General features: G+C 56.6%; 14 protein-coding genes and 1 pseudogene. 13 read left to right on the top strand and 2 right to left on the bottom strand.

The genetic code is table 11. The features are described 5' to 3' along the window. Positions 1 to 16 precede the first annotated feature (16 nt). A pseudogene (locus ACP26L_RS28265) lies at positions 17 to 121 on the top strand (hypothetical protein); the annotation flags it as partial. Between the two features lie 191 nt (positions 122 to 312). Here the strand turns inward: ACP26L_RS28265 and ACP26L_RS28260 are convergent. Beyond that, on the bottom strand, positions 313 to 3,417 hold the full coding sequence (locus ACP26L_RS28260; protein WP_426448464.1) for an S-layer homology domain-containing protein: 3,105 nt from the start codon (positions 3,415 to 3,417) through the stop codon (positions 313 to 315). A 351-nt stretch (positions 3,418 to 3,768) separates the two neighbouring features. Further along, entirely contained in the window at positions 3,769 to 5,127 is a 1,359-nt protein-coding gene (locus ACP26L_RS28255; protein ID WP_426448462.1) for a jacalin-like lectin, read from the bottom strand. Positions 5,128 to 5,419: 292 nt separating this feature from the next. On the opposite strand from ACP26L_RS28255, the gene ACP26L_RS28250 reads away from it, so the two are divergent. From ACP26L_RS28250 to ACP26L_RS28195, 12 genes are all read left to right on the top strand, one after another. Further along, positions 5,420 to 7,786 (top strand): AraC family transcriptional regulator, encoded by a 2,367-nt coding sequence (locus ACP26L_RS28250; RefSeq protein ID WP_426448460.1) that lies wholly within the window; start codon positions 5,420 to 5,422, stop codon positions 7,784 to 7,786. After that, positions 7,783 to 9,399, top strand: a complete 1,617-nt coding sequence (locus tag ACP26L_RS28245; protein ID WP_426448459.1) for an extracellular solute-binding protein — start codon at positions 7,783 to 7,785, stop codon at positions 9,397 to 9,399. Before ACP26L_RS28250 ends, ACP26L_RS28245 begins: the two co-directional genes overlap by 4 nt. Before the next feature lie 219 nt (positions 9,400 to 9,618). Next, the gene (locus tag ACP26L_RS28240; protein WP_426448457.1) at positions 9,619 to 10,608 is read left to right on the top strand and encodes a hypothetical protein; all 990 of its coding nucleotides are present in this window, start codon (positions 9,619 to 9,621) and stop codon (positions 10,606 to 10,608) included. Between the two features lie 228 nt (positions 10,609 to 10,836). After that, a complete protein-coding gene (locus ACP26L_RS28235; protein WP_426448455.1) occupies positions 10,837 to 12,435 on the top strand; it encodes a xylulokinase in 1,599 nt (532 codons plus the stop codon). A 381-nt stretch (positions 12,436 to 12,816) separates the two neighbouring features. Then, on the top strand, positions 12,817 to 13,776 hold the full coding sequence (locus ACP26L_RS28230; protein WP_426448454.1) for an ABC transporter permease: 960 nt from the start codon (positions 12,817 to 12,819) through the stop codon (positions 13,774 to 13,776). Positions 13,777 to 13,796: 20 nt separating this feature from the next. Beyond that, positions 13,797 to 14,678: a carbohydrate ABC transporter permease gene (locus ACP26L_RS28225; RefSeq protein ID WP_426448452.1), complete on the top strand. Its 882-nt coding sequence runs from the start codon at positions 13,797 to 13,799 to the stop codon at positions 14,676 to 14,678. Between the two features lie 50 nt (positions 14,679 to 14,728). Next, positions 14,729 to 16,249, top strand: coding sequence for an extracellular solute-binding protein (locus ACP26L_RS28220; RefSeq protein ID WP_426448451.1), 1,521 nt, complete (start codon positions 14,729 to 14,731; stop codon positions 16,247 to 16,249). 13 nt (positions 16,250 to 16,262) lie between these two features. Next, positions 16,263 to 17,720 carry an aldehyde dehydrogenase family protein gene (locus ACP26L_RS28215; protein ID WP_426448449.1) on the top strand — a complete coding sequence of 486 codons (1,458 nt, stop codon included), beginning with the start codon at positions 16,263 to 16,265 and terminating at the stop codon, positions 17,718 to 17,720. Between the two features lie 41 nt (positions 17,721 to 17,761). Further along, positions 17,762 to 18,691, top strand: a complete 930-nt coding sequence (locus tag ACP26L_RS28210) for a dihydrodipicolinate synthase family protein (RefSeq protein ID WP_426448447.1) — start codon at positions 17,762 to 17,764, stop codon at positions 18,689 to 18,691. After that, entirely contained in the window at positions 18,688 to 19,857 is a 1,170-nt protein-coding gene (locus tag ACP26L_RS28205; RefSeq protein ID WP_426448445.1) for a mandelate racemase/muconate lactonizing enzyme family protein, read from the top strand. Before ACP26L_RS28210 ends, ACP26L_RS28205 begins: the two co-directional genes overlap by 4 nt. A gap of 109 nt (positions 19,858 to 19,966) precedes the next feature. Further along, complete coding sequence (locus ACP26L_RS28200) at positions 19,967 to 22,243, top strand: helix-turn-helix domain-containing protein (protein WP_426448443.1); 2,277 nt, start codon at positions 19,967 to 19,969, stop codon at positions 22,241 to 22,243. Positions 22,244 to 22,264: 21 nt separating this feature from the next. Continuing rightward, the gene (locus ACP26L_RS28195) at positions 22,265 to 23,431 is read left to right on the top strand and encodes a glycoside hydrolase family 88/105 protein (RefSeq protein WP_426448441.1); all 1,167 of its coding nucleotides are present in this window, start codon (positions 22,265 to 22,267) and stop codon (positions 23,429 to 23,431) included. The last annotated feature ends 40 nt before the right edge of the window (positions 23,432 to 23,471 follow it).

The following is a 23,471-nucleotide window of genomic DNA, read 5'->3' as shown; positions in this document are numbered from 1 at the left end:
GCGCGGACGACGCTGCGGGAACAAGCTTGCGGCCAGTGCGGAACAAGGGCAGGGGCCGGCTGGCGGTGAAGCAAGCTTTACCAACGTAAAAGTGAACAACCTCGGCTTGAAAGCCATGTAGGGGGAGGACAAGAGCACGAACTTCAAAGGGGTGAGAGTGTCGGGGAACACTGGTAAGCGGGGATCGGAAGCGGGCGCTGCTGAAGCGGTGCCGCGAGTTTTATAAGGCGGAGCCCCAGAGATACATCAATGAACAAAAAAGGTCCGGCTGACATCATGTCAGACCGGGCCTTTTGCTTGGTCTTTAGTATTCTAGCGCTGCTCCATCATGCCTTGAAGGAACACCGCGAACAGCTTCGCGGCTTCGGCTCTCGTGGTGCTGCCCTGCGGGTCAAACTGCCGGTTGTCTTTGCCGGCAATGAATCCCGCTTGGGACAGGGCGCTGACCGCATCGGCCGCCCAAGGGCTGATCAGCTGCTGGTCGGCAAAGCCCGCGGAGCCGGCGGAGGCTGGCAGGGAGTAGCCCGTCAGAACGGCAAACCGGTTCAGCATGACGCACATTTCTTCGCGGCTGATTTGGGCATCCGGACGGAACTGCCCATTCGCGTCTCCCTCGACAAGCTTATGCTGGGCAGCCCACGCCACGTAAGGCATGTGCCAGTCGCCTGCCTGGACGTCAGTGAATGCCGAAGCCGTGAAGCCGGAACCATCGGCATTGGCGACACCCGCCAGCAGCTTGGTGAATTCGGCCCGCGTGATGTTCGCATCGGGAGCGAATGTGCTGTCGCCGGACCCGGATACGATGTCACGCGCAGCCAGGTAGGTCACATAGCTGCCCGCCCAATGCGTGAACGTGTCGTTGAAGCTGACGCTGTTATAACTTACGGCATAGGTGCTGGGATGGTCGGTCAGGAAGAAGAGCTGTCCATCACGCGGGCCGAAGGCCGATTGCGGGAGAAGGTGCGGCCTGCCGTCCGCATCGATCTCGCTGACTACAAGCGCATTCGTATCTTCTCCTTGCGCTGCTTGGTACGGGATGCGAATCCCGATGCGGCTTCCGCCAAAGCCCGTGATGCCGGAGGTTCCGGAATGAAGGGTCACCTTCAGCGCAGGCCTTGTGCCGGCGAGGTTCCTGGCTTCGGCAGCAAAATTACCGGTGTCCGCTGGAGCCATACCGATCCGGATCACGTCTCCCGCCGTATTTTGCAGGCTCATCAATCCGGCTTTGCCGAGCGTCATGCTGCCGAACGGGGTGACGATAGCGATTTCCTTTGCTTTGCTGTCGGCCAGCTTGCGAATCGCCTCCTTGGACAGGGAGAGCTCTACCGTCTTGGCCAGTTTGGAGGGCTCTACTTTCAGCTCCGCCACTAGGCCTTCTCCCGTCAGGGAGTTGACTTTACTGAGCAGATCGCTGAGCTGGGAAGCCTGCAGCTCGGCTGCTGCGGTTCCACTCTCGTCTACAGCAGCTGGGATGGATACGCTCATCTTATCCCGGTCGCCTGCGGCTGGCAGAGCACCATCAGCCGGCTTGGTACTCTCGGCTGGCTTTGCATCTACAGCCGGTGCGGCAGAGGAGGAAGACGAGTTGTCCGAGCTGGAGGACGACGACGATGTATTCTCGATCGCTGCCTGGATCCGGTCGGACAGGTAGATGATGTTGGCTTTGTACCCGCTCGGCAGGCCTGCCGTCTCTACAGAGGTGAACTGTCCGGTCCGCTGATCCTTGGCATGGGTCATGATGGTCATGACATCGCCAGGCACATAGGCATCGGTAAAATTCAGACGGAGCTTACCATTCAATTGGGCCGCACCTTTGATCTCCAGCAGATCCTGGGCGCTGCCGACGTTCAGCTCTAGCGTACCGCCTGCAGCCTGCGTATAACTCCCGCCGATGGTCATGCTGCCGGCAACCTGTTCCGCCAGGCTTCCCTCACCAACGGCTACATCACCGGTTCCGAAGGCCGTTCCCGACTCGCCCACGAGCAGGCCGCCGATGATCTGCGTGCCGCCGGAATATGTATTGCCGCCCTGCAGCTTGAGCGTGCCCGATCCCGCTTTGGTCAGCTTGCCCGTACCGGAGATAGCGTTGCGCCAGCGGTCGCTGGCATGGAAGCCGCCTTGGTACGCGTCCATGGTTACCGTGACGTCCTGGTGGAAGGCGCCGTATCCGTCCGCAGCGGCAAAAAGATTGAGCCGACCCCAGCCCTCGGGGTCATCCAGCAGCGGGTAGCCGGAAGGCAGGCCGGTGGTGGCCAGCACCTCGCGGCGCTGAGCGCTATCCAGGTAAGGCAGACGGGTCTCCAGCAGCACTTCGGCGCCCTTCGGCACGCTCATGGGCTTGGAGGTATCGCCGATCTGGCTGAAGCCGTAGGTCAACCGCTCGGTATACTGCGCTTTATTCTTCGCATAGTCGCTGAAGCGGTCTTCCGCCGTACCGGTTTGCGTGAGGAGCTTCGCGTGCGCTTGTTCATAAGCAGCCTGCTTGACGTCAGCATTGTCGGGATCGGCCAGGATCGCAGCCGACAGTGCCGTCGCCATGATCCTTCCGCCCATGACATCCATCGGGGAGTGCATGCCGGCGACAACCCGGCTGTTGCCCATCTCCGATGCCCGCGTGAGCAGCTCCTGATACCGCTCAGGCACAGCGTAGGCCATCGCGAACGCGCTCAGATAAGAAGCGTTGGTGTGTCCGCTCGGAAAGCCGCCGTCGGTTTCGGGTGTCTTGCTGATGGCAGGCACCAGCGAAGGCACGATAATCGACGTGTCGGCCCAGCGGAACGGACGCTTATAGGCATAGAAGTTTTTGGCGGGGTTCGTGGACGAATAGTTGCCGCGCAGGGTTTTGACCAGTGTCACCATCCGGCCGAAATTCGAGTTCGGGTCGCCGGCATCGGTTCCGCCGTCATCGTACTTGACCGTGGTGGCGTCAGACGGTATGTCGTTGATCGTTGTCGTGGCGCCCGCGTTCGTGCGGTACACGTCGGTGAGCGAGCCAAGGCCGTCGATGACGCCGTAGCTTTGCTTCCGGCGGTCGTCGTAATAAGCCCTATCGGCTTCGGCGGCGGTCCGCTTGGCGGCAATGTCGACCACCTTCTGGATGTTGGCGTCGAGCACGCTGCTGTTCAGCTTCGTGCCGTTATCCCAGGAGTTTCCCGGTGTCCAAAGCTCAAGGAAGGGGGAAAGCACCCCGATGGCCGCATTGGAGGTGGCAGTACTGTTCGCCGCCTGATTCGTTTTGTAGGTATCGACGAAATGTCCCCAGGCCGGCGCGGGCAGATACACAGCGGATGATACTGCGGCTGCCGGTTCCGTCGAAAAGGTTGATGTGACGGCTTCCGCGCTGGCGTAAGGTGCTGGAATGGTATTCAAAAGCAGTGCCAGGCTTAACGCAGTGGGTACGGTTCTTTTGGTTTTCATGTTTGTGACTCTCCTCGAACGCTCGGCTATCTCTTTTTGCACTCCGTTATGCTTCGCATAAAGGTCGCTATCAAAAAGAGATAGCCTCGCTGGTAGTGTGAAGTGCATCCGCCGCTTATGGCTTCGCATATCCTTGCGGATAAACTTGAAAGAGATGCTTCGCATAAAGTCGCTATCAAAAGAGATAGCCTCGCTAGCATAGGGGAGTGCACCCAGCCGCCCATGGCTTCACATCTCTCGCGGATAAACTTGAAAGAGATGCTTCGCATAAAGACCGCTAGCAATAAGATAGCCCCGCTGGTAGGGAAGTGCACCCGCCGCCTACGACTTGGCCTATTTCTGCAAACCAGCCTACTTCGCAGGCAGGGCCTTGTAGACCAGACCCAGCTTGTCGATCGTATCGCCAGAGCGGCCGAAGAAGCCGGCGATCCCGCTGCCTGCCGGGGCTGTCAGCGTGGTGGCGGTGCCGCTCTTTGTGCCGGCGGCGACCTTGCGGCCCTGGTTCGTGGTCAGTTCCAGATAGAACACGCGGCTGCTTCCGTTGTATGTATTCTGGTACAGGAGCGCGCTGACGAAATATTCCCCGCTGCCGAGCGTGAGCGATGCCGCACTGCCGCCGGCTCCGCCGCTGGTCAGCACCGTTCCGTTCGCATAGGCCATCGACACGGCATCCAACCGGCTTCCGCCTCTTAAGGTGACCGAGGCCGGCTGGCTGGATACCGGGGCGGTGCTTCCGAGGAAGTTAAAGGGGGTTCCGCCGCTGCCGCCAACCAGGTCACTGTAGCTCAGGCCCCCGCCGGTGGAGAAGGAGAAATTAGCGCTGATCGCATAATGGTCGGACAGCTGGTGCCCGGCGGCATCGGTGAAGTAGGTATCCTCCACTTTGTAGGTATTCGCCTGCAGCGATACGGCAGCGCCGCTTCGGTAGAATATTTTATCGACGACTTCGTTGTCCGGACCGGTTGACCCCGGCGTGCCCAGCAGTGCCTCGGTGCCCATGGCCGGGTAACTGCCGCCCCGGATCTTCTCCACCCATGCGTCCTTCATGCCCAGTCTGTCGACGAACAGCGTCTTGAGCTGATCCTCCGACCGGGTGTATCTGCAGTTGGTGTCGCCGAGGACGAGCACGGCATGTCCCTGCGAATTGGCCTCGATGTAGGCGGCCAGCTGGGTCAGGTTGTCGCGTCTCGCCTCATTCGACAGCGTATCGGTATTCGCGTCAGCATGGAGATTGTAGACGTCTATATAAGCTCCGTCGGCAAGCTTGACTTGCTTGTAGGTGAATCCCTTCGGAGTGAGCTCGTCCGAGCCGTTATCGAAGAGCCCATACCGCTTGTTCCAGGTAACCCGTTTCAGATCGTACAGCGGGTAACCCGACAAGGTGTTGAGGCCGCTGCCGATCCCGGCGCCGCCGGAGGTAGGTGTGCGGTAGGGATGGGTATCACTCGCATAGAGCGAGGCGTGATAATTGAAATCCTCCTGCACGTTCACCAGCTCATACGGAGCAAGCTTGGCGCCGATCTGCGGGGTATACTTCTCGGGATCGGCACTGCTGGACAGGATGGCCGGCAGCCCTCCTATGTTATAAGAAAGGACATCGAAGCTCCCCGCTGCCGCATGCGCTGATTTCACAGGGCCGCCCGTGATCCCGAGAGGAACCGTGACTGCCGCTGCCAGCGCGAAGGTCAGCACTTTTCGCCATTGCATCATTCTCTTTCATCACCCTTCTGCATCCAAATTGGGACTACGACATCAATCTAGCATCCGGGTAGGAACGCCTCAATAGAACAAATTCCGCATGATATCAAAATCGTACGATGTAAGACGGCGCCCGCGAATTCAGGCACCTTTTCCTGGTACCGGGCAGCCGGTCGGCCGGTGTGGAAATCGTCCGCCCCTCAAATATTCCCATTCCTCCCAAACCAACTGTTAAGTTTCGGTAAATGGCCGAACCTGTCTCCGGGGATGCTGTATAATCTGGAATGGGAAGGAGGGGAACGCGATGATCATGAGGAGAAAGTGGAATACCGTATTCGCCAACCTGGCGATTTCCTACCTGACGATCGTTATCGTCGTGGTTCTCTTGCTGTGCTCGATTTTCTATATGGTTGTGCCGCGTAATTATAATGAAGAAATCCGCAGCAAGAACGAGATGATGCTGAAGAATGCAGCCGATACTATAGAATCCGCCGTGCTTGAGCCCGTTCATAAGATTTATCTGGATATTGCACTCCGAAACATAACGAATGCCGGTATCGATGCGAGGGGTTCTTTTCGGGGACAAAGCAGTACCATTCTTGATCTTCAGGAGCTGCTGAAGCAGGAGGTCGTGACTCATTCGGATCTCGTGCACGCGATTCATCTGTACTATCCGAAGTCGGGTGTCATGATCTCCTCTCTGTATGGACTGAAAACCAATGTTGATACGCACAGCGAGGCATTCCGCACGATGGACTGGATCGACAGGATGCAGACCAGCAAGAACAGCTGCTTGTGGACTGAGCCCCGGATGGTGCCCAAAGACATTCACGCGAGCGTATCGGCCAGCAATACGATGCAGCCGTTGATTACGTATGCCCGCAGCTACCCCTTCCATTCGACGGGCGAAGCATCCGACCTGATGATCGGCATGGATATCAAGGAATCCGCCTTCAGCGGCATTCTCCAACAAATGATGCCCGCTGACTATCCGAACACTTACCTTATGGATCAGCAGGGGATCGTGATCTCGGCGGCGGATAAAAGCATGCTCGGACGCAGGGCTGCGGAGCCGGCCTCCTCGATCGAGAACATGCTGGCCTCTCAGGCGGAAGCACAAAGCTTCACCGAAACCGTCGGGGGCACCTCCTATGTCGTATCCCACCATAAGCTGGAGTCCAATGGGTGGAAAATCTACAATGTCGTTCAGGAGAACAGCTTCTATCAAAAGTCGATCATGCTGCAGCAGGTGATCCTCTACATCTGCTTGCTCGCCATCCTCATTGGCATGGTGCTCTCCGGGATTTTCACGGTCGTGAGCTATTCGCCTGTAAAGCGGTTGCTAACCAGAATTAAAGGCCTGTTCGACCACCCTTCCGAGACCCGGCATAATGAGTACGTGCTGATCGATACGGCCATTCACAAGTTGACCAGCAGGGTGAGCAGCTTGGAGGAGACGCTTCAGGCGAATCAACCGGTGATCAAGCACAATGTGGTGCTCAATATACTGCGGAACAGTTACCAAGCCGACGAGCTGGAAGAGCAGCTCCAATCGCTGAGCCTATCCATGGCCTACTCCGGCTACTGCTGCCTGGTGATCGACCCGTTCAGCAAAGGCTTCAAGGAGCTGGATTCCAAGATGAATCAGTATGCCGTCTACAAACTGATCAATCAGTTGGAAGCGGCGAGGCTGGAAGATACGCGCCTCATTGCGGAAGAACTGCCGGACCGCAAAATCGTCGTGATTGTATGCACGCACCGCCCTCAAGACGCCTTGCTGGAATCGATATCGAACCGGATTCTGTCGGAGGTCGAGGCTCACTTCGGTCTTCATTTTAAAATCGCCTGGGGCCTGTGGGTGGAGGAATGGAGCCGTGTCTACCAAAGCTTCGCGGATGCGCAGATCCTGATCAAATACGGCTTTTTCTTCCCGGAAACCTCTATTATCCGGGATTACAGCCTGCTGAACCGGGAACACAGCCACCTGGAAATGCCGCAGTCCGCCCTGCTGAAGTTTAAAGAAAAGCTGCAGGCCAGGAATACGGAGGGCTTGACCGCCGCCATCGACAACCTATTGAGAGACTTGAAGGAAGGCATGTATGCGGCGGATTACGGTCAATTTGTGCTCAGGAACCTGATCTCGATGTACGCCGATTTCCTGAAGACCGCGAGGGTTAAGCCATCAGGTGCCTTACAGACCGATCTATACAAGCAGTACCGTTCCATTTATGATATCCAGGGCTTCCGGGAGTGGCTGGTTCTGTCCATTGCCGAGTGTTACGTCCATATGGACAAGCGCAGTGACGAGCGGGCTGTGGAGAGCATAGAAGCCGTGAAACATTACATTGGCTCACACCTCTCGGAAGATTTATCACTGGAGGCGGTCGCGGCGAAAGTCTTCCTGAGCGCGAAATACTTGAGTAAGATCTTTAAGGAAGAAACGGGAATGGGCTACACGGAATTCGTCACGCAGAAGCGCATGGAACGGGCATTGGAGCTGATGAAGAACAACTCCCTGACCGTCGAACAGATCGCGGGTGCCGTCGGCTATGGAACCCCCGCTTACTTCATCAAGAAGTTCAAGGAAATCCATGGATGCACACCGAAGAATTATGTCCGGAGCCTGTGGAACACGGGCAGCCATTCCTTCGATGAAAGGTCATGCTTATGAAAATGACGATTGGCCGCCGATGGGGGCTTATCCTTCCAGTGTTACTCCTCCTCCTAAGCGCCTGCAGTATGCCGGACGACCAGGCTTCTGGGGCTGAAGGATCTTCCGATTCAGCGGAGCACGCGCAGGAGAAGCGGTACCACATCACGTGGACGATGCATCTGAACGAACCTGTTCCTGAGGATGCGGAGATGATCCGGCTCCTGGAAGAGAAATTCAATGTGGATCTGGAGATATGGAATCTCGAGAACAATAACTATGAAGCGCTGCTGGATCTCAAGCTGGCGCAGGGCGAAATCCCCGATCTGCTGCGCATCCGGCAGTCGCATGACCTCTTGAAATACCGGAACCAACAGGTGCTTGCCGAAATCCCGCCGGGGATGATGGAGCAGTATGCGCCGAACCTGACCCGCCTCCTTCATACCAATGCCCCGGGGTACATGGAATACGGGCAGCTGGATGGCAGGCAGTATGGCATTCCGGTGATCAATTCGACCAATGCTTACAGGGTTCCCGTCGTATACAGGGAAGATTGGCTGAAGGGGCTTGGTCTTCAGCCGCCCGCAACCCTGGCGGAGTTCGAGAAGGTGATGTATGCCTTCACCCGTGAGGATCCGGACCGCAACGGCAAGCAGGATACGTACGGCCTCTCGAGCGAAGGGATGAACGTCGTCTTCGGCGCGTTCGGCCAAATGGTGTTCACCGAGCAGCTCTATTTTGCGGAGAAGGATCAGCGTCTTGTCATCGGGGCACTCGAGCCGGAGATGAAGGAAGCGCTGGGGTATTTGCAGAAGTGGTACCGGGACGGCGTCATTGATCCCGAATTCGTGACCGGAGAGAACATGGGCGGCTATAAACATCTGTCCCATGCCTTTATCAATGGTCGAATCGGTATGACGTCGATGGGCAACTACTATCACTGGGTTCAGGCCGGCGATTACCGGGTTGTGAACGACCAAGGTGAAGAGGTTCCGGTCGAACCGGCTTTCAATGCGCTCGAGCTCATCCAAAAGAACAGCCGGGCGAGGCTCGTATTCGGGCAGCCGGTTACCGGCCCCCAGGGACAGAGCGGCTCCAAGGCCTATGACAGGCTGATGAGCTATACAGCGATTGGGGCGGGCGCAGTGCAAGAGCCCGGGAAGCTGGCCAAAATTCTCGAAATTCTCGATTATGTCAGCGCGAACCCGGATCTGGAAGAGAGCATGACGATGAAGCATGGAATCCAGGGGAAGCACTGGAAGTGGGCCGGGGATGCGAAGGACGATGTCGTCATCCTGCCCCCGTTCGACCATAGTGCCAATTATACCAATCACATCGGCGCCAATATCGGCATGATGGTTCCGGAACGGCCGAGGGGCCGGAGGGAGCAGTGGGCTTCCACCCTTGGGCTCGAGGAGCACGGGATTTACAATGCGTTGAAGGTTCCCCTGCCATCCCTGATCCAATACAGCCCGGAGCTGATCAAACTTCGCAATAAGGCCTATGTTTCCATCATTACGGGGGATATGCCCGTCGATGAGTTTGACCGTTTCGTCAAAGAGTTCAGGGAAGCCGGCGGCGAGCAGGTGCTGAGCGAGGCGAACGAGTGGTACCGGGGCCAGGCGGGCAAGTGAGCTGTGTCTCGAAGGACGGGCAGGCATACCGAACAGCGGCCGCCTGCTTTTCTTTGCCGGTCATCCGGCGCGCCGCAGTGCTTGGCCTTGACGTTCCGGGCAGGGAAAAGATACCATGAGAATATGCCGGAATGGAAGGATGTGGGGTGTGTTCCTGTTTACATAGGTTGTTCGGCATGCTGATCAAACCTATATCCACCAACAAGGGAGGAATTCGTAATGTTGACCATGCAAGCGTTGAGTCCGATTCGAAAGCAGCTAAGAATCCTTACCTCATTGTTTATCGCCATTCTTGTAGCTGGATTGTCCGGCATGCCGGCATACGCGGCAGCTCCCGAGAAAACGGTAAACGCATCGGCGGTACTGGCCTACAATCTCAAAGGACTGAAGCACAATGTGGCGGTCCAGAAAGCTTACATCGCTTCGAAGTATGTTTACGTCACCCAGCGGTCCAAGGGAACCTGTTATCTTTCGAGACTGCTTATCAGCGGCAATGACGCCACCTACGTGGATGAAATGACCATCACCAATTCCGGCCACTGCCAAACCCTGGACATGTATACGTACAATGGAATCAATTACTTTTATTTCAGCTCCAAAGCGGATTCCGCAACAGACTATTACTGGTCGCTGCAGGTAGCCAGACTTCAATATGCTCCCGGCACGACCATGGATTACACGGATCTTCACCGGTTCACTTATATGAACTACGCCAATAAGACCGGAACGAGATTAGGTGAGACCTACCGTGTGGATGGAGGAGGCAACAGTACCCACACGGTATTCCGTGTACAAACGGCAGAAGGAAATGTCACTTGGTCCATTTATGACACGGTGGCATTGAACAAGCTTCTGGACGGCAGCGAACAGGTGCGGATGGACAGTGCGGCGGCGGTCAGCGAATCCGTGGCCAGCTTCACGCAGTCGGGCAGCGGGATCGTCAGACCGAACGGCTCTTTCCAGGGCCTGGATATGCTGGGGAGCACGGAAATCTATACGTCAGGCGGCGCGGAAGGCCAGACCCCGCAGATTGCCAGGATGTCAGAGACAGGGGCCTACAAAACCCTGGTCAACATCACCAATGTGGGAACCCATGAAATCGAGGGAGTACAGACAAAGGACGGGAACGTTTATTTTACTATCGTTACAGATCCTGTGAACAAACAGAATACGCAGAAAATCTATTATGTTCCTGACAGCATTTTTTAATTTACCGCTCAAGGCATCAAGAGCTAGCGAGGAATGGCCGCGTAACGCGGCTTTTTTTCATGGGAGGACCAACGCCGCTATCGAAAATTTGTATAGTGGGATAGAATATTTTTAAATCTCCTGTCTTTTATTCTATGGTATAGTAAGTGTATAATTTATTTATCTTTATATGAATTAATTTACCGTAATGAAAACCATTAATTTAAATTGTATGATGGGGGAACGTTCATGAGTTTTGATGTGAAAGCTGCCATCCAGAGCGGCAAAACAGTACTTGGTATTGAGCTTGGTTCCACACGGATTAAAGCGGTTCTCATTGGTGAAGATCATACCGCTATTGCGTCCGGAAGCCATGACTGGGAGAACAGCTATGTGAACAACATCTGGACCTACAGCGTAGAGGAGATTTGGAAGGGCATACAAGACAGCTACCAGAAGATGGCTGCCGATGTGAAGCAGCAGTATGGCGTCACACTGCAGACCATCGAAGCAATTGGCTTCAGCGGCATGATGCACGGCTACATGGCCTTCGATCAAGCGGGCGAGCTCCTGGTTCCTTTCCGCACCTGGAGAAATAACATCACGGAACAAGCTTCCGAAACCTTGACGGAATTGTTCAACTATCACATCCCGCAGCGCTGGAGCATTGCCCACCTGTATCAGGCGATCTTGAATGGGGAAGAGCATGTGGCCGAGATCCGCTTCCAGACCACGCTCGCCGGATACATACATTGGAAACTGACGGGACAAAAGGTGCTGGGTGTCGGCGAAGCCTCCGGCGTCTTCCCGATCGATATCGCTTCCAAGGACTATAACGCTTCGATGATCAGTCAGTTCAACGAGCTGATTGCCTCCCGTAACCTCCCATGGAAGCTGGAGGAGATCCTGCCTACGGTTCTGACCGCAGGTGAAAGTGCCGGCGTCCTTACGGAAGAAGGAGCCAGGCTGCTGGACGTGACCGGCGAACTGCAGGCCGGCATTCCGCTGTGCCCGCCGGAAGGCGATGCAGGGACCGGTATGGTCGCAACCAATAGTGTAGCGAAGCGCACGGGTAACGTATCGGCCGGAACCTCCGTATTCGCCATGGTGGTCCTGGAGAAAGAATTATCCAAGGCCTATGGCGAGATCGATCTCGTCACCACGCCTACCGGTAACCTGGTCGCCATGGCGCACTCCAATAACTGTTCCTCCGACCTGAACGCATGGGTTGGATTGTTCGAAGAATTCGGCAAGGCCATGGGTCTGGCCACGGATATGAACAAGCTGTACGGAACGCTGTATAACCTTGCGCTTCAAGGCGATCCGGATTGCGGAGGGCTGCTGGCTTACGGCTATCTCTCCGGTGAACATATGACCCACTTCGAGGAAGGACGTCCGCTGTTCGTGCGTTCCTCGGACAGCAACTTCAACCTCGCCAACTTCATGCGAGTTCATCTGTTCACCGCGCTTGGCGCCCTGAAGATCGGCATGGACATTCTTCTGAAGGAAGAGAATGTCCAGTTGGATGAAATCCTGGGCCACGGCGGCTTGTTCAAAACCAAGGGCGTAGGACAGCGCATTATGGCTGCAGCGCTCAATACACCGGTTTCCGTGATGGAAACGGCTGGAGAGGGCGGAGCCTGGGGGATTGCCCTGCTGGCCTCCTACATGATCAACAAGTCGGAGAATGAAACGCTGGAAGCGTACCTGAGCCAGAACGTATTCGCAGGAGAAGCAAGCGAAACCATCTCCCCTGATCCGAAGGATGTCGAAGGCTTTGAAGTATTCATGCAGCGGTACAAGAGCGGGCTGGCTATCGAAAGAGCGGCGGTCGAATATCTGAAATAGATCGACGGACGCCAAGATGAACGGCACTGGGCAGGGCAAGAAGCCATGACAAGGAATAAACCGATCGCTGCAATAACAGCGATCGGTTTATTTTTTGTATAGAAGGGGCTGGGGGGAGCGCGGCGGCACTTTCGGAAGGGGGCCTGGAGGCCGGAAACATCGTGGAGAAGGTACATAGGGGGCAGTTCGGGCAGGTTAAACGAGTACGATGCCCATGCAAAAGATGATCATCCTGTCGAAAAAGGCTTGCGGCATCAGGCTTCGGCGCTGCTGTACCATTGGTTGCGGCAGTATGATTGCGTGTCAGGCTGCGGTCTCGTATGATCGGTTTTGTAAGCGCTATCCCGGGTGCAGCGGACAACAACAAAAGGAGGGAAATGGATGAAGCGCAATTATGAAGTTCGGCTGGCTGCGGCTCCGGCGATCAAGACGAGACGCTTTCCGGCGGCCCAACAGATCCTAAGAGACAAGTGGCTGTATATCCTTCTCATCCCGGGCGTGCTGTACTTTCTATTATTTAAGTACGTGCCCATGTTCGGATTGGCCATAGCCTTCCAGGACTACAAGCCGCATATCGGCTTTATGAATAGTCCCTGGGTGGGGTTGAAGCATTTCGAACGGTTCTTCACCGAGCCGCAGTTCGGGATGCTGTTCCGGAACACGTTTGTACTGGCCATGTACAATCTGGTCTTCTTCTTTCCTCTGCCGATCATCCTCGCCCTGATGTTGAATGAGGTGCGCAGGGAAGCGTTCAAGGGCTTTGTCCAGACGATGCTCTACCTGCCGCATTTCGTTTCGTGGGTGGTCGCCGTTGGTATTTTCTACGTGCTCCTTACGACGGAAGGAGGCATTGTCAACGACATCATCGCCCGGCTTGGCATGGAGAAGATTCCTTTCCTGCTCAGCGAGGAATGGTTCCGGACGATGATTACCACCCAATCCATCTGGAAGGAGGCCGGTTGGGGAACGATTATATTCCTGGCGGCTCTGTCCGGCGTCGATCTGCAGCTCTACGAGGCGGCACGCATCGATGGAGCGGGGCGCTGGCGGCAGCTCTGGCACGTTACGCTTCCCGCAATCCGCAGCACGATCGTCATCCTGTTCATTCTGCGTCTGGGCAGCTTCCTGGATACGGGCTTCGAGCACATCTTCCTCATGCTCAATTCGGTGAACAGGGAAGTCGGGGAAGTATTCGATACCTATGTCTACCTCAAAGGGTTAACACAAGCCCAGTACAGCTACAGCGCAGCGGTAGGATTGTTCAAATCGGTGGTCGGACTGGTACTGGTAGTCGGCGCCAACTGGCTTGCCAAGAAATTCGGGGAAGAGGGCGTGTACTAGCGCGAGAGGAGGATTGTGAAATGACAATAGAGAACCGGACGATGGGCAGTAAAGTGTTTCACGCGGTCAATGCCTCCCTGCTGCTGCTCTTTTCACTGATTACGGTCATCCCGTTTCTGTACATTCTTGCCGTATCGTTCACCTCCCCGGCGGAGGTAGTCAAGGGCGGCCTGATGCTGTTCCCGAAGGAATTCACCCTTGCGGCCTATCGATATATTTTCTCGACGGATACCATGGTGAGAGCGATTCTGGTTTCGGTATATATTACCGTGTTCGGAACCGCAATCAATCTGTTCTTCACCTCCATCACGGCGTATCCGCTGGCACGCAGCACACTGAAGGGCAGGCGCACGATTCTGCTTCTGGTTCTGCTCACGATGCTGTTCAGCGGCGGGATGATTCCGACTTACTTTGTCGTGAAGGCGTTCGGCATGATCAATACGTATTGGTCGCTGATGATCCCCACGGCGATCAGCGCCTTTAATCTGATCGTTCTCAAGAATTTCTTCCAGCAAATTCCGGATGGGCTGGAGGACGCCGCGAAGATCGACGGCTGCAGCGATCTCGGGATCCTGTTTCGCATCGTGCTGCCCTTATCTCTGCCGGCTATGGCGACCTTCGGTTTGTTCTATGCGGTGGGCCATTGGAACACGTACTTCAACGCCGTCATGTACATCAACGATTCCGTCAAGTTTCCGGTTCAGATCGTTCTCCGGCAGATTGTTCTGCTCTCGCAGGACCAGATCGGGGACTCCACCACACAGCAGGACCCGGGGGATTATCTGCCGCAGACGATACGGATGGCTTCGATCGTCATTGCGACCGTGCCGATCCTGCTCGTGTATCCGTTTCTTCAGAAACACTTTGCCAAAGGCGTTATGCTGGGATCGGTCAAAGGATAGCCGGTACCGGTTCTCATTCGATACAATCAGAGGGATAAGGGGGGCGCACAATGAAGAACAATCGTCAAGGCGCAGCATGGGTACTTAGCATCGCCCTGGCCGCTGGGTCGCTTGCCGGATGCAGCTCCGGTCCAACGGCCGCGGAAGATTCGGCGGGCACGGGGGGAGGGCCGCTCGAGATTACGATCGGGACGCCGCAGGTCGGCGAGGCGCCTAAAGCGGATAGTGAAATTGAACAGGCCATCGAGAAGTACACGAATACCAAGCTGGACATTCAATGGATTCCAAGCGCGGCCTTCGAGGACAAGAAGAATGTCATGATCGCCTCCAGCGAAATGCCCAAAGCGTTCAAGCTGACCTTCAATGCGACGACGCTCAGCGCGATCCAATCCGGCCTGTTCTGGGAGATCGGCCCGTATCTGAAGGATTACAAAAACCTGGCCGAAACGAACCCGATGCATTACGACAACATCAAGGTGGATGGGAAGCTCTACGGGCTCCCCTTGTACCGGGACATCGGAAGGGCCGGCATCACGCACCGCAAAGACTGGTTCGATGAGCTGGGGCTGAAAGCTCCGGTGACGATCGACGATTGGTATCACATGATGAAAACGGTCGCGGAGAAGGATCCGGACAAGAATGGCCAAGCCGACACGTATGGGATGTTTCTCGACAAATCCTATAATGACCCGGTGGCCAGCAGCGCCTTCCTGACCCGTCTGGCCGTCGCTCAGGGAGCGCCGAACAAATGGGGGCTTGTGGACGGCAAAGTCATCCCGGAGTTCATGACAAAGCCTTACCAGGACTCGCTCAACCTGCTGAAGCGGTTATATGCGGAGAAGCTGATCAACCAGGACTTCTCCGTCGTCCAGGCGGCGGATGCCGACAACAAGTGGAACGCCGGCAAAGTCGCCATCCGGGTGAATACCGTGGCCTCCGCTGCGGCTACATCCGCGAATAACCTCAAGAAGGCCGTCCCGGATGCGGTAGTGGATGTGCTTCCGTTCACGGGCCCTGGCGGCAACCGGGTACCGGCGGAGCCGGGCAATAACGGGTTCTTCGTCTTCCCGGTCTCGAGCGTGAAGTCGGAGGAGGAGCTGAAGCGTGTGCTGGCGTTCTTCGACAAGCTGCTGGAGCCGGAGATGTCTACGCTGCTTACCCGCGGGATCGAAGGCAAGCATTTCAAGAAGACGGACGACGGGAAAGCCGAATTCCTCGATCTGAACCTCTTCAACCTGGAGGTCAAGCCGTTCCGCGACAGCCTGCCGTCGTTCGAGGTGACGGGCAAGGGGCTTCCTCTCAAACTGGACGCCCTGCAGGAGAAAGGCTGGAAGGTCGTCTCGGACAACCTGAAGAACGTCGTTCCGAATGTGGCGCTCACGCTGAACTCCAAGACCTACGTGGAGAACGGCTCCGAGCTGGATACGCACATTCGCGACGCCCAGACCAAATACATTATGGGCAAAATTGACGAAGCCGGCTTCCAGGCGGAGATCGAGGCTTGGAGAAAGATGGGCGGAGACAAGGTCATCGAAGAGTTTACCGCAGAATACGCGAAGCTGAAAAAATAGGAGGATGGACCGAATGACCATGGTGATCGAATCAACCGCATTTGTGAACGGGGGCTGGATCGCCCCCGAAGGCCGGCCGCTCAAGGAGCATTACAGCCCGCTGGACAGCTCGATACTGGTGGGGCGCAGCCTGCAGCTGACCGCGGCGGATGTCGACCTGGCGGTACAGGCCGCAAGGCGCGCGCTGCCCGGATGGGCCGGCCTGCCGGGCGGCGAGAGGGGAGCGTATCTCTTCAAGGCTGCGCAGAAGGTCGAGGAGCATGCGCAGGAGCTCGCGGAGCTGCTGACCCTGGAGATGGGCAAGCCGATCGGCGAGGCCAGAGGCGAGGTCAACCGCGCGGTCGTGCTGCTGCGCTACTACGCGGGGGAAGGGCTTCGCAGCATCGGGGAAGTGCTGCCGGCGACCGACGGCGTATCCCATCTGTATACGACCCGCGTTCCGCTCGGAGTCGTCGGTCTGATCACGCCCTGGAACTTCCCGGCGGCCATCCCGGTCTGGAAGATGGCGCCGGCGCTGATCTTCGGCAACACCGTAGTCTGGAAGCCGGCGGAGCATGCCACGATCACCGCGTCCTATCTGATGAAGCTGCTGACAGCAAGCGGGCTGCCTGACGGGGTCGTGCAGCTCGTGAGCGGTTCGGGCTCCGTTGTCGGGCAGCGCATGCTGGAGCATCCGGACATCACAGGCATCTCCTTCACCGGCTCGGATGCGGTAGGGAAGACGGTAGCACAGGCGGCTTCGGCCCGTCACGCCAAGTATCAGCTGGAGATGGGCGGGAAGAACGCAAGCGTCGTGCTGGCCGATGCGGATCTCGGCAGGGCGGCGGACACGATCCTCAGCGCGGCCATGCGCTCAGCCGGTCAGAAATGCACGGCGACCAGCCGTGTGATCGTCGAGAAGCCGGTCAAGGAAGAGCTGACGGCCCTGCTGGTCGAGCGAGCCCGGCGCATCAAGCTGTCCGATCCGCGGGAGGGCGATTGTTATCTCGGCCCGGTGGTCTCGAAGCGCCAGTATGACAGCATCCTGGGCATGGTGCAGCAGGGCATCCGGGAAGGAGCGAGGCTGCTGGCCGGGGGCAGAGCGAGGACGGAAGGAGAATTCGGGAAGGGCTATTATATCGAGCCGACGATCCTGGATGGGGTGGAGCCGGACAGCCTGCTCGCACAGGAGGAAATCTTCGGCCCGGTGCTGGTCATTCTCGAAGCGGACGATCTGGAGCATGCGATCGGGCTTGCCAACGATGTCCGGTACGGCCTCGCCGCGGCCCTGTTCACCCAGAACCAGAAGAGCATCCACCGCTTCGTGAATGGCATGGAGGCGGGATTGATCAAGGTCAACGGGGAAACGGCGGGGGTGGAGCCTCAGGCGCCGTTCGGGGGCATGAAGCTGTCGAGCTCCTATTCCCGGGAGCAGGGAAGAGCGGCCATTGAATTTTTTACACAGGTCAAGACGGTGGTTGTGACGCCTTAAGGTTAGGCCGGCAGAACTCTTAAGAAGGGCAGGGATGGGGAATGAACTATGGTGATTTCAGCAAACGCTTGGAAACGATTTCGGCCATTCATATCACACCGTTCGACGAGGTTACCGGTGAGATCGATTGGAAGGGCCTGGAGGCCAACATCGAATTTCTGCTCGCCAGCGGTTCCGAGGTCATTGTGACGTGCGGCAATACCGGCGAATTCTACGCGCTGACGCTGGAGGAAGCGAAGGAAGTAACGAAGCGGGTCGTCGAGCAGGTGAAGGGGCGGGCGATCGTCATGGCCGGGATCGGTTACTCGGCAGACACCGCTGTTGAGCTCGGCAGGCATGCCCAGCAGGCCGGGGCCGATTGCGTCATGATCCATCAGCCCATTCATCCTTACATTACGAAGGAAGGGGCGGTCTCTTACTTTAAGAAGATTATGGAGAGCCTCGACATCCCGTCGACGCTGTATCTGAAGGATGCAGCGGTCTCCGACGAGATTTTGCTGCCCCTGGCTGCACTCCCTGAGTGTGTCGGAGTGAAATATGCGATTAACGACCTGCCCCGCTTTACGCATACGGTTCGGAGCATCCCGGAGGAGTACGGAATCGCCTGGATCTGCGGCACAGCGGAGAAGTGGGCGCCGTATTTCTTCCAAGCCGGGGCCAAGGGCTTCACCTCGGGTCTTGTCAATGTCGTTCCGGATAAGTCTCATGCTATGCTGAAAGCGCTGCGGGAGGACGACTGGACGACCGTGTGGCGGCTGTGGGAGGATATTTTGCCCTTCGAGAACCTGCGGGCCAAGTATAACGCCGGGAACAACGTGGTGATCGTCAAGGAAGCGATGGAGCAGCTGGGGCTGCGGGCGGGGATCACGCGCGAGCCTGTCGACCCGCTTAACGAATCGGATAAGAAGGAAGTCACCGCTCTGCTGGCGCAGTGGGGACTGCTGAAAGTACAAGAGGAGGCTGTTCAATGAAAATAACGGACATTAGGCTGACGGTAGTCGGGATGCCGCGTCATACCGGATTTGTGAGCAAGCACGTGATCGTCGAGATCGACGCCGATAACGGATGGACCGGGATCGGGGAGATGTCCGATTTTTCCCATCTGCCTTATTACTCGCTGGATATCCGCGATCTGCTGACGGTATTGAAGTCCACTCTGCTCGGGATGAGTCCATTCGATATTTCGCTCACTAACAAGGTGCTGGGGAGCTACTTTCCTGAAGCGATGTTTTATTACGAGAAGGGCAACTTCATCCGGAACGGGATCGATACGGCGCTTCATGATCTGTGTGCCAAATCGCTCGGCATCTCGGTGTCGGAGCTGCTCGGCGGCCGAATCCGGGAGAAGATCAAGGTGTGCTTCCCGATCTTCCGGCACCGCTTCATGGAAGAAGTCGAAGAGAATGTGGCGGTCGTCCGCCGCCGGCTGGAGCAGGGCTTTGACACGTTCCGGCTGTATGTCGGCAAGAATCTGGATGCGGACGAGGCGTTCATGGACCGGGTGCGGACGGAGTTCGGCAGCCGGGTCACGATCAAGTCGCTGGATTTCAGCCATCTGCTCGACTGGAAGCTGGCGCTGCAGGCAACCAAACGGTTTCGCCAATACGATTTTCAGCTCATCGAGAGTCCTGCGGTCCAGAACGACTTCGAGGGTCTGCGCCATTTCCGCATGAAGGCCGATCACCCGGTCAGCGAGCATGTGTGGAGCTTCCGGCAGCAGTACGAGATGATCCGTCAGGACTCCGTCGACATCTTCAACATTTCTCCGATCTTCATCGGAGGCTTGACCAGCGCGAGGAAGGCGGCAGCGGCCGCGGAGGTCGCAGGGAAGTCGTGCCTGATCGGAACGACGCAGGAGCTGTCCGTCGGAACGGCCTCCATGGCGCATCTCGGCAGTGCTCTTGCCAACCTGGACTACACGTCGGATCCAACCGGACCCCAGTTATACATCGGAGACATTGTGAAGCATCCGGTTCAATATCAGAACGGTTACCTGCTGGTACCGGACCGCGGCCGGATGGGCTTGGGCGTGGAATTGGACTGGGAGCAGATCGAGAGATACCGGGTGGACGATCTCAGCTGGGGGACGATTTCGGTGCATCAGCTCCAGGACCGCACGGCCCAAACGAAAGCGTAATCTTTCAAACTTTCTGATATAATGATAACCGGGGGAGCCTTATTCGGCTCTTTCCCGGTTCCTTTCTTTCGGTGAACCGCATGATGTCAGAGGGGAGGGGGGTTATCCATTGCCCAAATACTTGTATCGGTTACTCGTTTTCACCTTATTGTTAGTCGCTGCGCCGGTTATTTCCATTGGGATGATTTCCTACTATATCGCCTCCCAGGATACCGAGAAGAAGGTTAACGAAGGAAATACGCACATTCTGCTTCAAAACCAGATGAGAATCGAGCAGGTATTGAAAAATGTGGAAATGGGAGCCGTCCAGTATTTAAACTCCTCTCTGGTGACCGATCATTTGTACGATCATTTGACTCCTGACGATTTTGTCACGATCACGGATCTGGCCAAGGGCTTGTATAACTTGCACTCCTTGTCGGGTGTAGCGGATACGCACCTGGTGAACCTGGAGCATGACTGGATGATCAGCAATCTCGGCTTTACGAAGGTCCGCGATTATTTGAATCCGGAGGTGCTCAGCGAGTACAGCAGACACCCCAAGAATTTGTATTGGCTGGCCGGCGGCAGCGGGAAGAAGACCGGCGGCGGCACTGAAGCGGAAGCGCCCGCACGGGATACGGTCCGGATGATCGTCAAGCTGCCGATGATTGCGCCTTCGAGCGAGCCGAGAGCGCTCTTGATCATCGACATGGATGTGCAGAAGCTGGAGAGCGACATGACGCCGAACGCGCAGTGGGGAAACATGGTGGTGCTGAACCGCGAGAGGCTGCCGTTCCTGACGAATCCCGGCTCCGCTGCAGTAACCGATGAAATTTTGCTTCATATGAAAACGCTTACCGACACCGAGGGTTATTTTGAAATGGACGGCATGGCCGTGAACTACCGGGTTTCTCCTTATAACCAGTGGACGTATACCTCCATCAACTCCATCGAATCGATGACGAAGGAATCCAGGAAAATTGCCGCTGTTACGCTCAACGCCTGCCTCATCATCTTTGTTATTATCGCTGCCGGCGCGTACTACGGGTCCAGGCGCATGTACTCCCCGTTCCGCCGGTTGATGAGATTGATGGAACGGTATGGCGGCGAAGCGGCCGCAGTCCGGGAGCAGGATGAGTTCGCCTATATCGAGGACCGTTTCGATTCGCTCTTTAGTACGCGCAAGCAGCTGCAGAGCCAGCTGCAGGGCCAGCGCGGACAGATGAAGGAGTTTTTCGTGCTCAAGCTGCTCATGGGGCAGATCACCGAAAGCGAATTTACCTACAAGAGCGAGTCCTACGGATTCGCGGACAAGGGAAAATCGATGGGTGTGCTGGCCCTTCAAATCGATTCACTTGACGAGACCCGGTTCACGGAGAACGATAAGGAGCTCCTGCTGTTTGCCATCAATAACATGGTGGGCGAGCTGATTCCGCCTTCGGGGATGCTCGGCCATCTGCTCCTGGACCAGTCCCAGGTCTCGATATTGACCAGCGGCACGGGCGACCCCGAGGCGGGTAAAGCCCTCTTTCATCAAACGGCCGCATTGATCAAATCAAAGGTGTACGAGCTGCTGCAATTAAAGGTCAGCATCGGCATCAGCCGGAGCTTCACCCGGTATACCGATGCGAACCATGCTTACACGGAGGCTTTGGAGGCATTGAAGCGAAGAATTCGTCTGGGGAACGACATCATCCTCCATTATGACGATACGAAACTTGGCGCCGGACAGCGGGACCGTGCGTTTATGTCCCTGGAGCATTTCGAGGATGATGTCATTCATGCGTTGAAGACCGGCGATTCCGTCTCCACGGAGGAGCAATTGGACCGTTATGTGGAGGCGATGATGGAGAAAGAAATCGGCTTCAACGATTTCCAGCTGGTGATGCTGCAGCTCGTCAACCGGGTGTGCCGGCTGGTGAACGAGCAGGAGGGCTCACTGCACAGTCTCGTGCGCAACCAATCGATACTGAACCGGTTCGTCAAACTGCATACCGCCTCGGAAATTAACGCCTGGTTCAAGCAGGAGCTTCTGCCGCCTGTCCTGGCCTATATGAAGGAGCGTGTCGATAACCAATATATCAACATCGCCCATGAGATGGTTCAGCTCATCCATGAACAGTATAACCAGGATATCACGCTCGAAGCGTGCGCCGAACGGCTCAAGTACCATCCCGTCTACTTAAGCCGCGTGTTCAAGAAGGAGATCGGCGTCACGTTTATCGATTATTTGACGGATTACCGGATCAAGATGGCCAAGTCGTGGCTGGAGAATACCGATCTGAAAATTACCGAAATCGCGGCGCGTCTGAATTATACGAATTCGACGGGCTTTATCCGGACCTTCCGGAAGCTGACCGGCATGACCCCGGGACAATACCGGGACAGCCATTCGAATGGATAACCTACGAAGGGAAGTGAAGATATGTTGGACTACTCTATGGTGGACAAGTTGAAAATGCAGTACAAGGCACAGCCGAAGTGGTATTCTGTCCGCTGGCACTATATCGAGGGCTGCATTCTGAAGGCGTATCTGGACAGCTGGGCGCAAACCGGCAGTGAAGACGACTATGGGTTCGTCAAGGAATTTATCGATGGGCTGTATGATGAGGAGGGGCATATCCCCGCTATTGATCCCGGCTACTACAATATCGATCAAATTCGGATGGCCTCTGTGTTGTTCCCGCTATACGAGCGGGAGCGGGATCCCAAATATAAACGGGTCATGGATCTGCTGTACCGGCAGCTGTCGGAATATCCGAGAACGGAGTCGGGAGCGTTCTGGCATAAATCCAACTACCCCAATCAAGTATGGCTAGACGGACTGTACATGGGTCAGCCGTTCTATGTCCAATATACAAAGAGGTTTGCCGAACATAAGCTCTATTCGGATACGCTGGCCCAGTTCCGCAACGTCCGGAAGAACATCTACAACGAAACCAAGCGGCTGTACAGCCATGCCTATGATGAGAGCCGGCAGATGTTCTGGAGCGACCCGGTCACCGGTCAGTCTCCGAATGTGTGGGGGCGTGCGGTTGGCTGGTATGTGATGGCCCTCGTGGACGTGCTGGAGCTGCTGGAGGGCGAGCAGGCGGACGCGGGATTCCTGCAGCAGTACCTGCAGGAAACCGTAGACGGCATGCTGCCGCATCAGCACAGCGAAGGCATGTGGTACCAGGTGGTCGACCGGGCCGACCATCCGGATAATTACCTCGAGAGCAGCGGCACCCTCATGATGGCTTACGCGATCCTGAAGGGAGTACGCCTCGGCTATTTGCCGGGCGACTATGCAGGGCACGGGAAGAAGGCGTTCGACGGAACGGTCAGCCGTTATCTGCGGGAAGAGGATGGCGAAGTGCGGCTGGGTGGAATCTGCCGGAGCGCGGGCCTCGGGACCCATCCCGATACCGGAGTCGTCCGCGACGGCAGCGTCGACTATTATCTTCATGGCGAGAAGATCGTGGACAATAACGGCCACGGCGCTGCGCCGCTGCTTATGGCCTACAACGAAATGAGGCTGCTTCGGGATCCCGAGGGGCCGTCGGCAGAGGGCCAAGAAGCGGGCGCGGACCAAACGGCATCTCGAGGTTGACCCATCAATAACGGTGAGAGGCAGGCAGGTGTCCCGGACA

This window comes from Paenibacillus sp. S-38, from assembly GCF_049942825.1.
Lineage (GTDB): Bacteria > Bacillota > Bacilli > Paenibacillales > NBRC-103111 > Paenibacillus_G.
This window is presented reverse-complemented; position numbering and strand designations above follow the sequence as displayed.

Coding starts and splice junctions, on each gene's coding strand:
- ACP26L_RS28260 (WP_426448464.1), bottom strand. CDS start 3,417: ATGAAAACCAAAAGAACCGTACCCACTGCGTTAAGCCTGGCACTGCTT.
- ACP26L_RS28255 (WP_426448462.1), bottom strand. CDS start 5,127: ATGATGCAATGGCGAAAAGTGCTGACCTTCGCGCTGGCAGCGGCAGTC.
- ACP26L_RS28250 (WP_426448460.1), top strand. CDS start 5,420: ATGATCATGAGGAGAAAGTGGAATACCGTATTCGCCAACCTGGCGATT.
- ACP26L_RS28245 (WP_426448459.1), top strand. CDS start 7,783: ATGAAAATGACGATTGGCCGCCGATGGGGGCTTATCCTTCCAGTGTTA.
- ACP26L_RS28240 (WP_426448457.1), top strand. CDS start 9,619: ATGTTGACCATGCAAGCGTTGAGTCCGATTCGAAAGCAGCTAAGAATC.
- ACP26L_RS28235 (WP_426448455.1), top strand. CDS start 10,837: ATGAGTTTTGATGTGAAAGCTGCCATCCAGAGCGGCAAAACAGTACTT.
- ACP26L_RS28230 (WP_426448454.1), top strand. CDS start 12,817: ATGAAGCGCAATTATGAAGTTCGGCTGGCTGCGGCTCCGGCGATCAAG.
- ACP26L_RS28225 (WP_426448452.1), top strand. CDS start 13,797: ATGACAATAGAGAACCGGACGATGGGCAGTAAAGTGTTTCACGCGGTC.
- ACP26L_RS28220 (WP_426448451.1), top strand. CDS start 14,729: ATGAAGAACAATCGTCAAGGCGCAGCATGGGTACTTAGCATCGCCCTG.
- ACP26L_RS28215 (WP_426448449.1), top strand. CDS start 16,263: ATGACCATGGTGATCGAATCAACCGCATTTGTGAACGGGGGCTGGATC.
- ACP26L_RS28210 (WP_426448447.1), top strand. CDS start 17,762: ATGAACTATGGTGATTTCAGCAAACGCTTGGAAACGATTTCGGCCATT.
- ACP26L_RS28205 (WP_426448445.1), top strand. CDS start 18,688: ATGAAAATAACGGACATTAGGCTGACGGTAGTCGGGATGCCGCGTCAT.
- ACP26L_RS28195 (WP_426448441.1), top strand. CDS start 22,265: ATGTTGGACTACTCTATGGTGGACAAGTTGAAAATGCAGTACAAGGCA.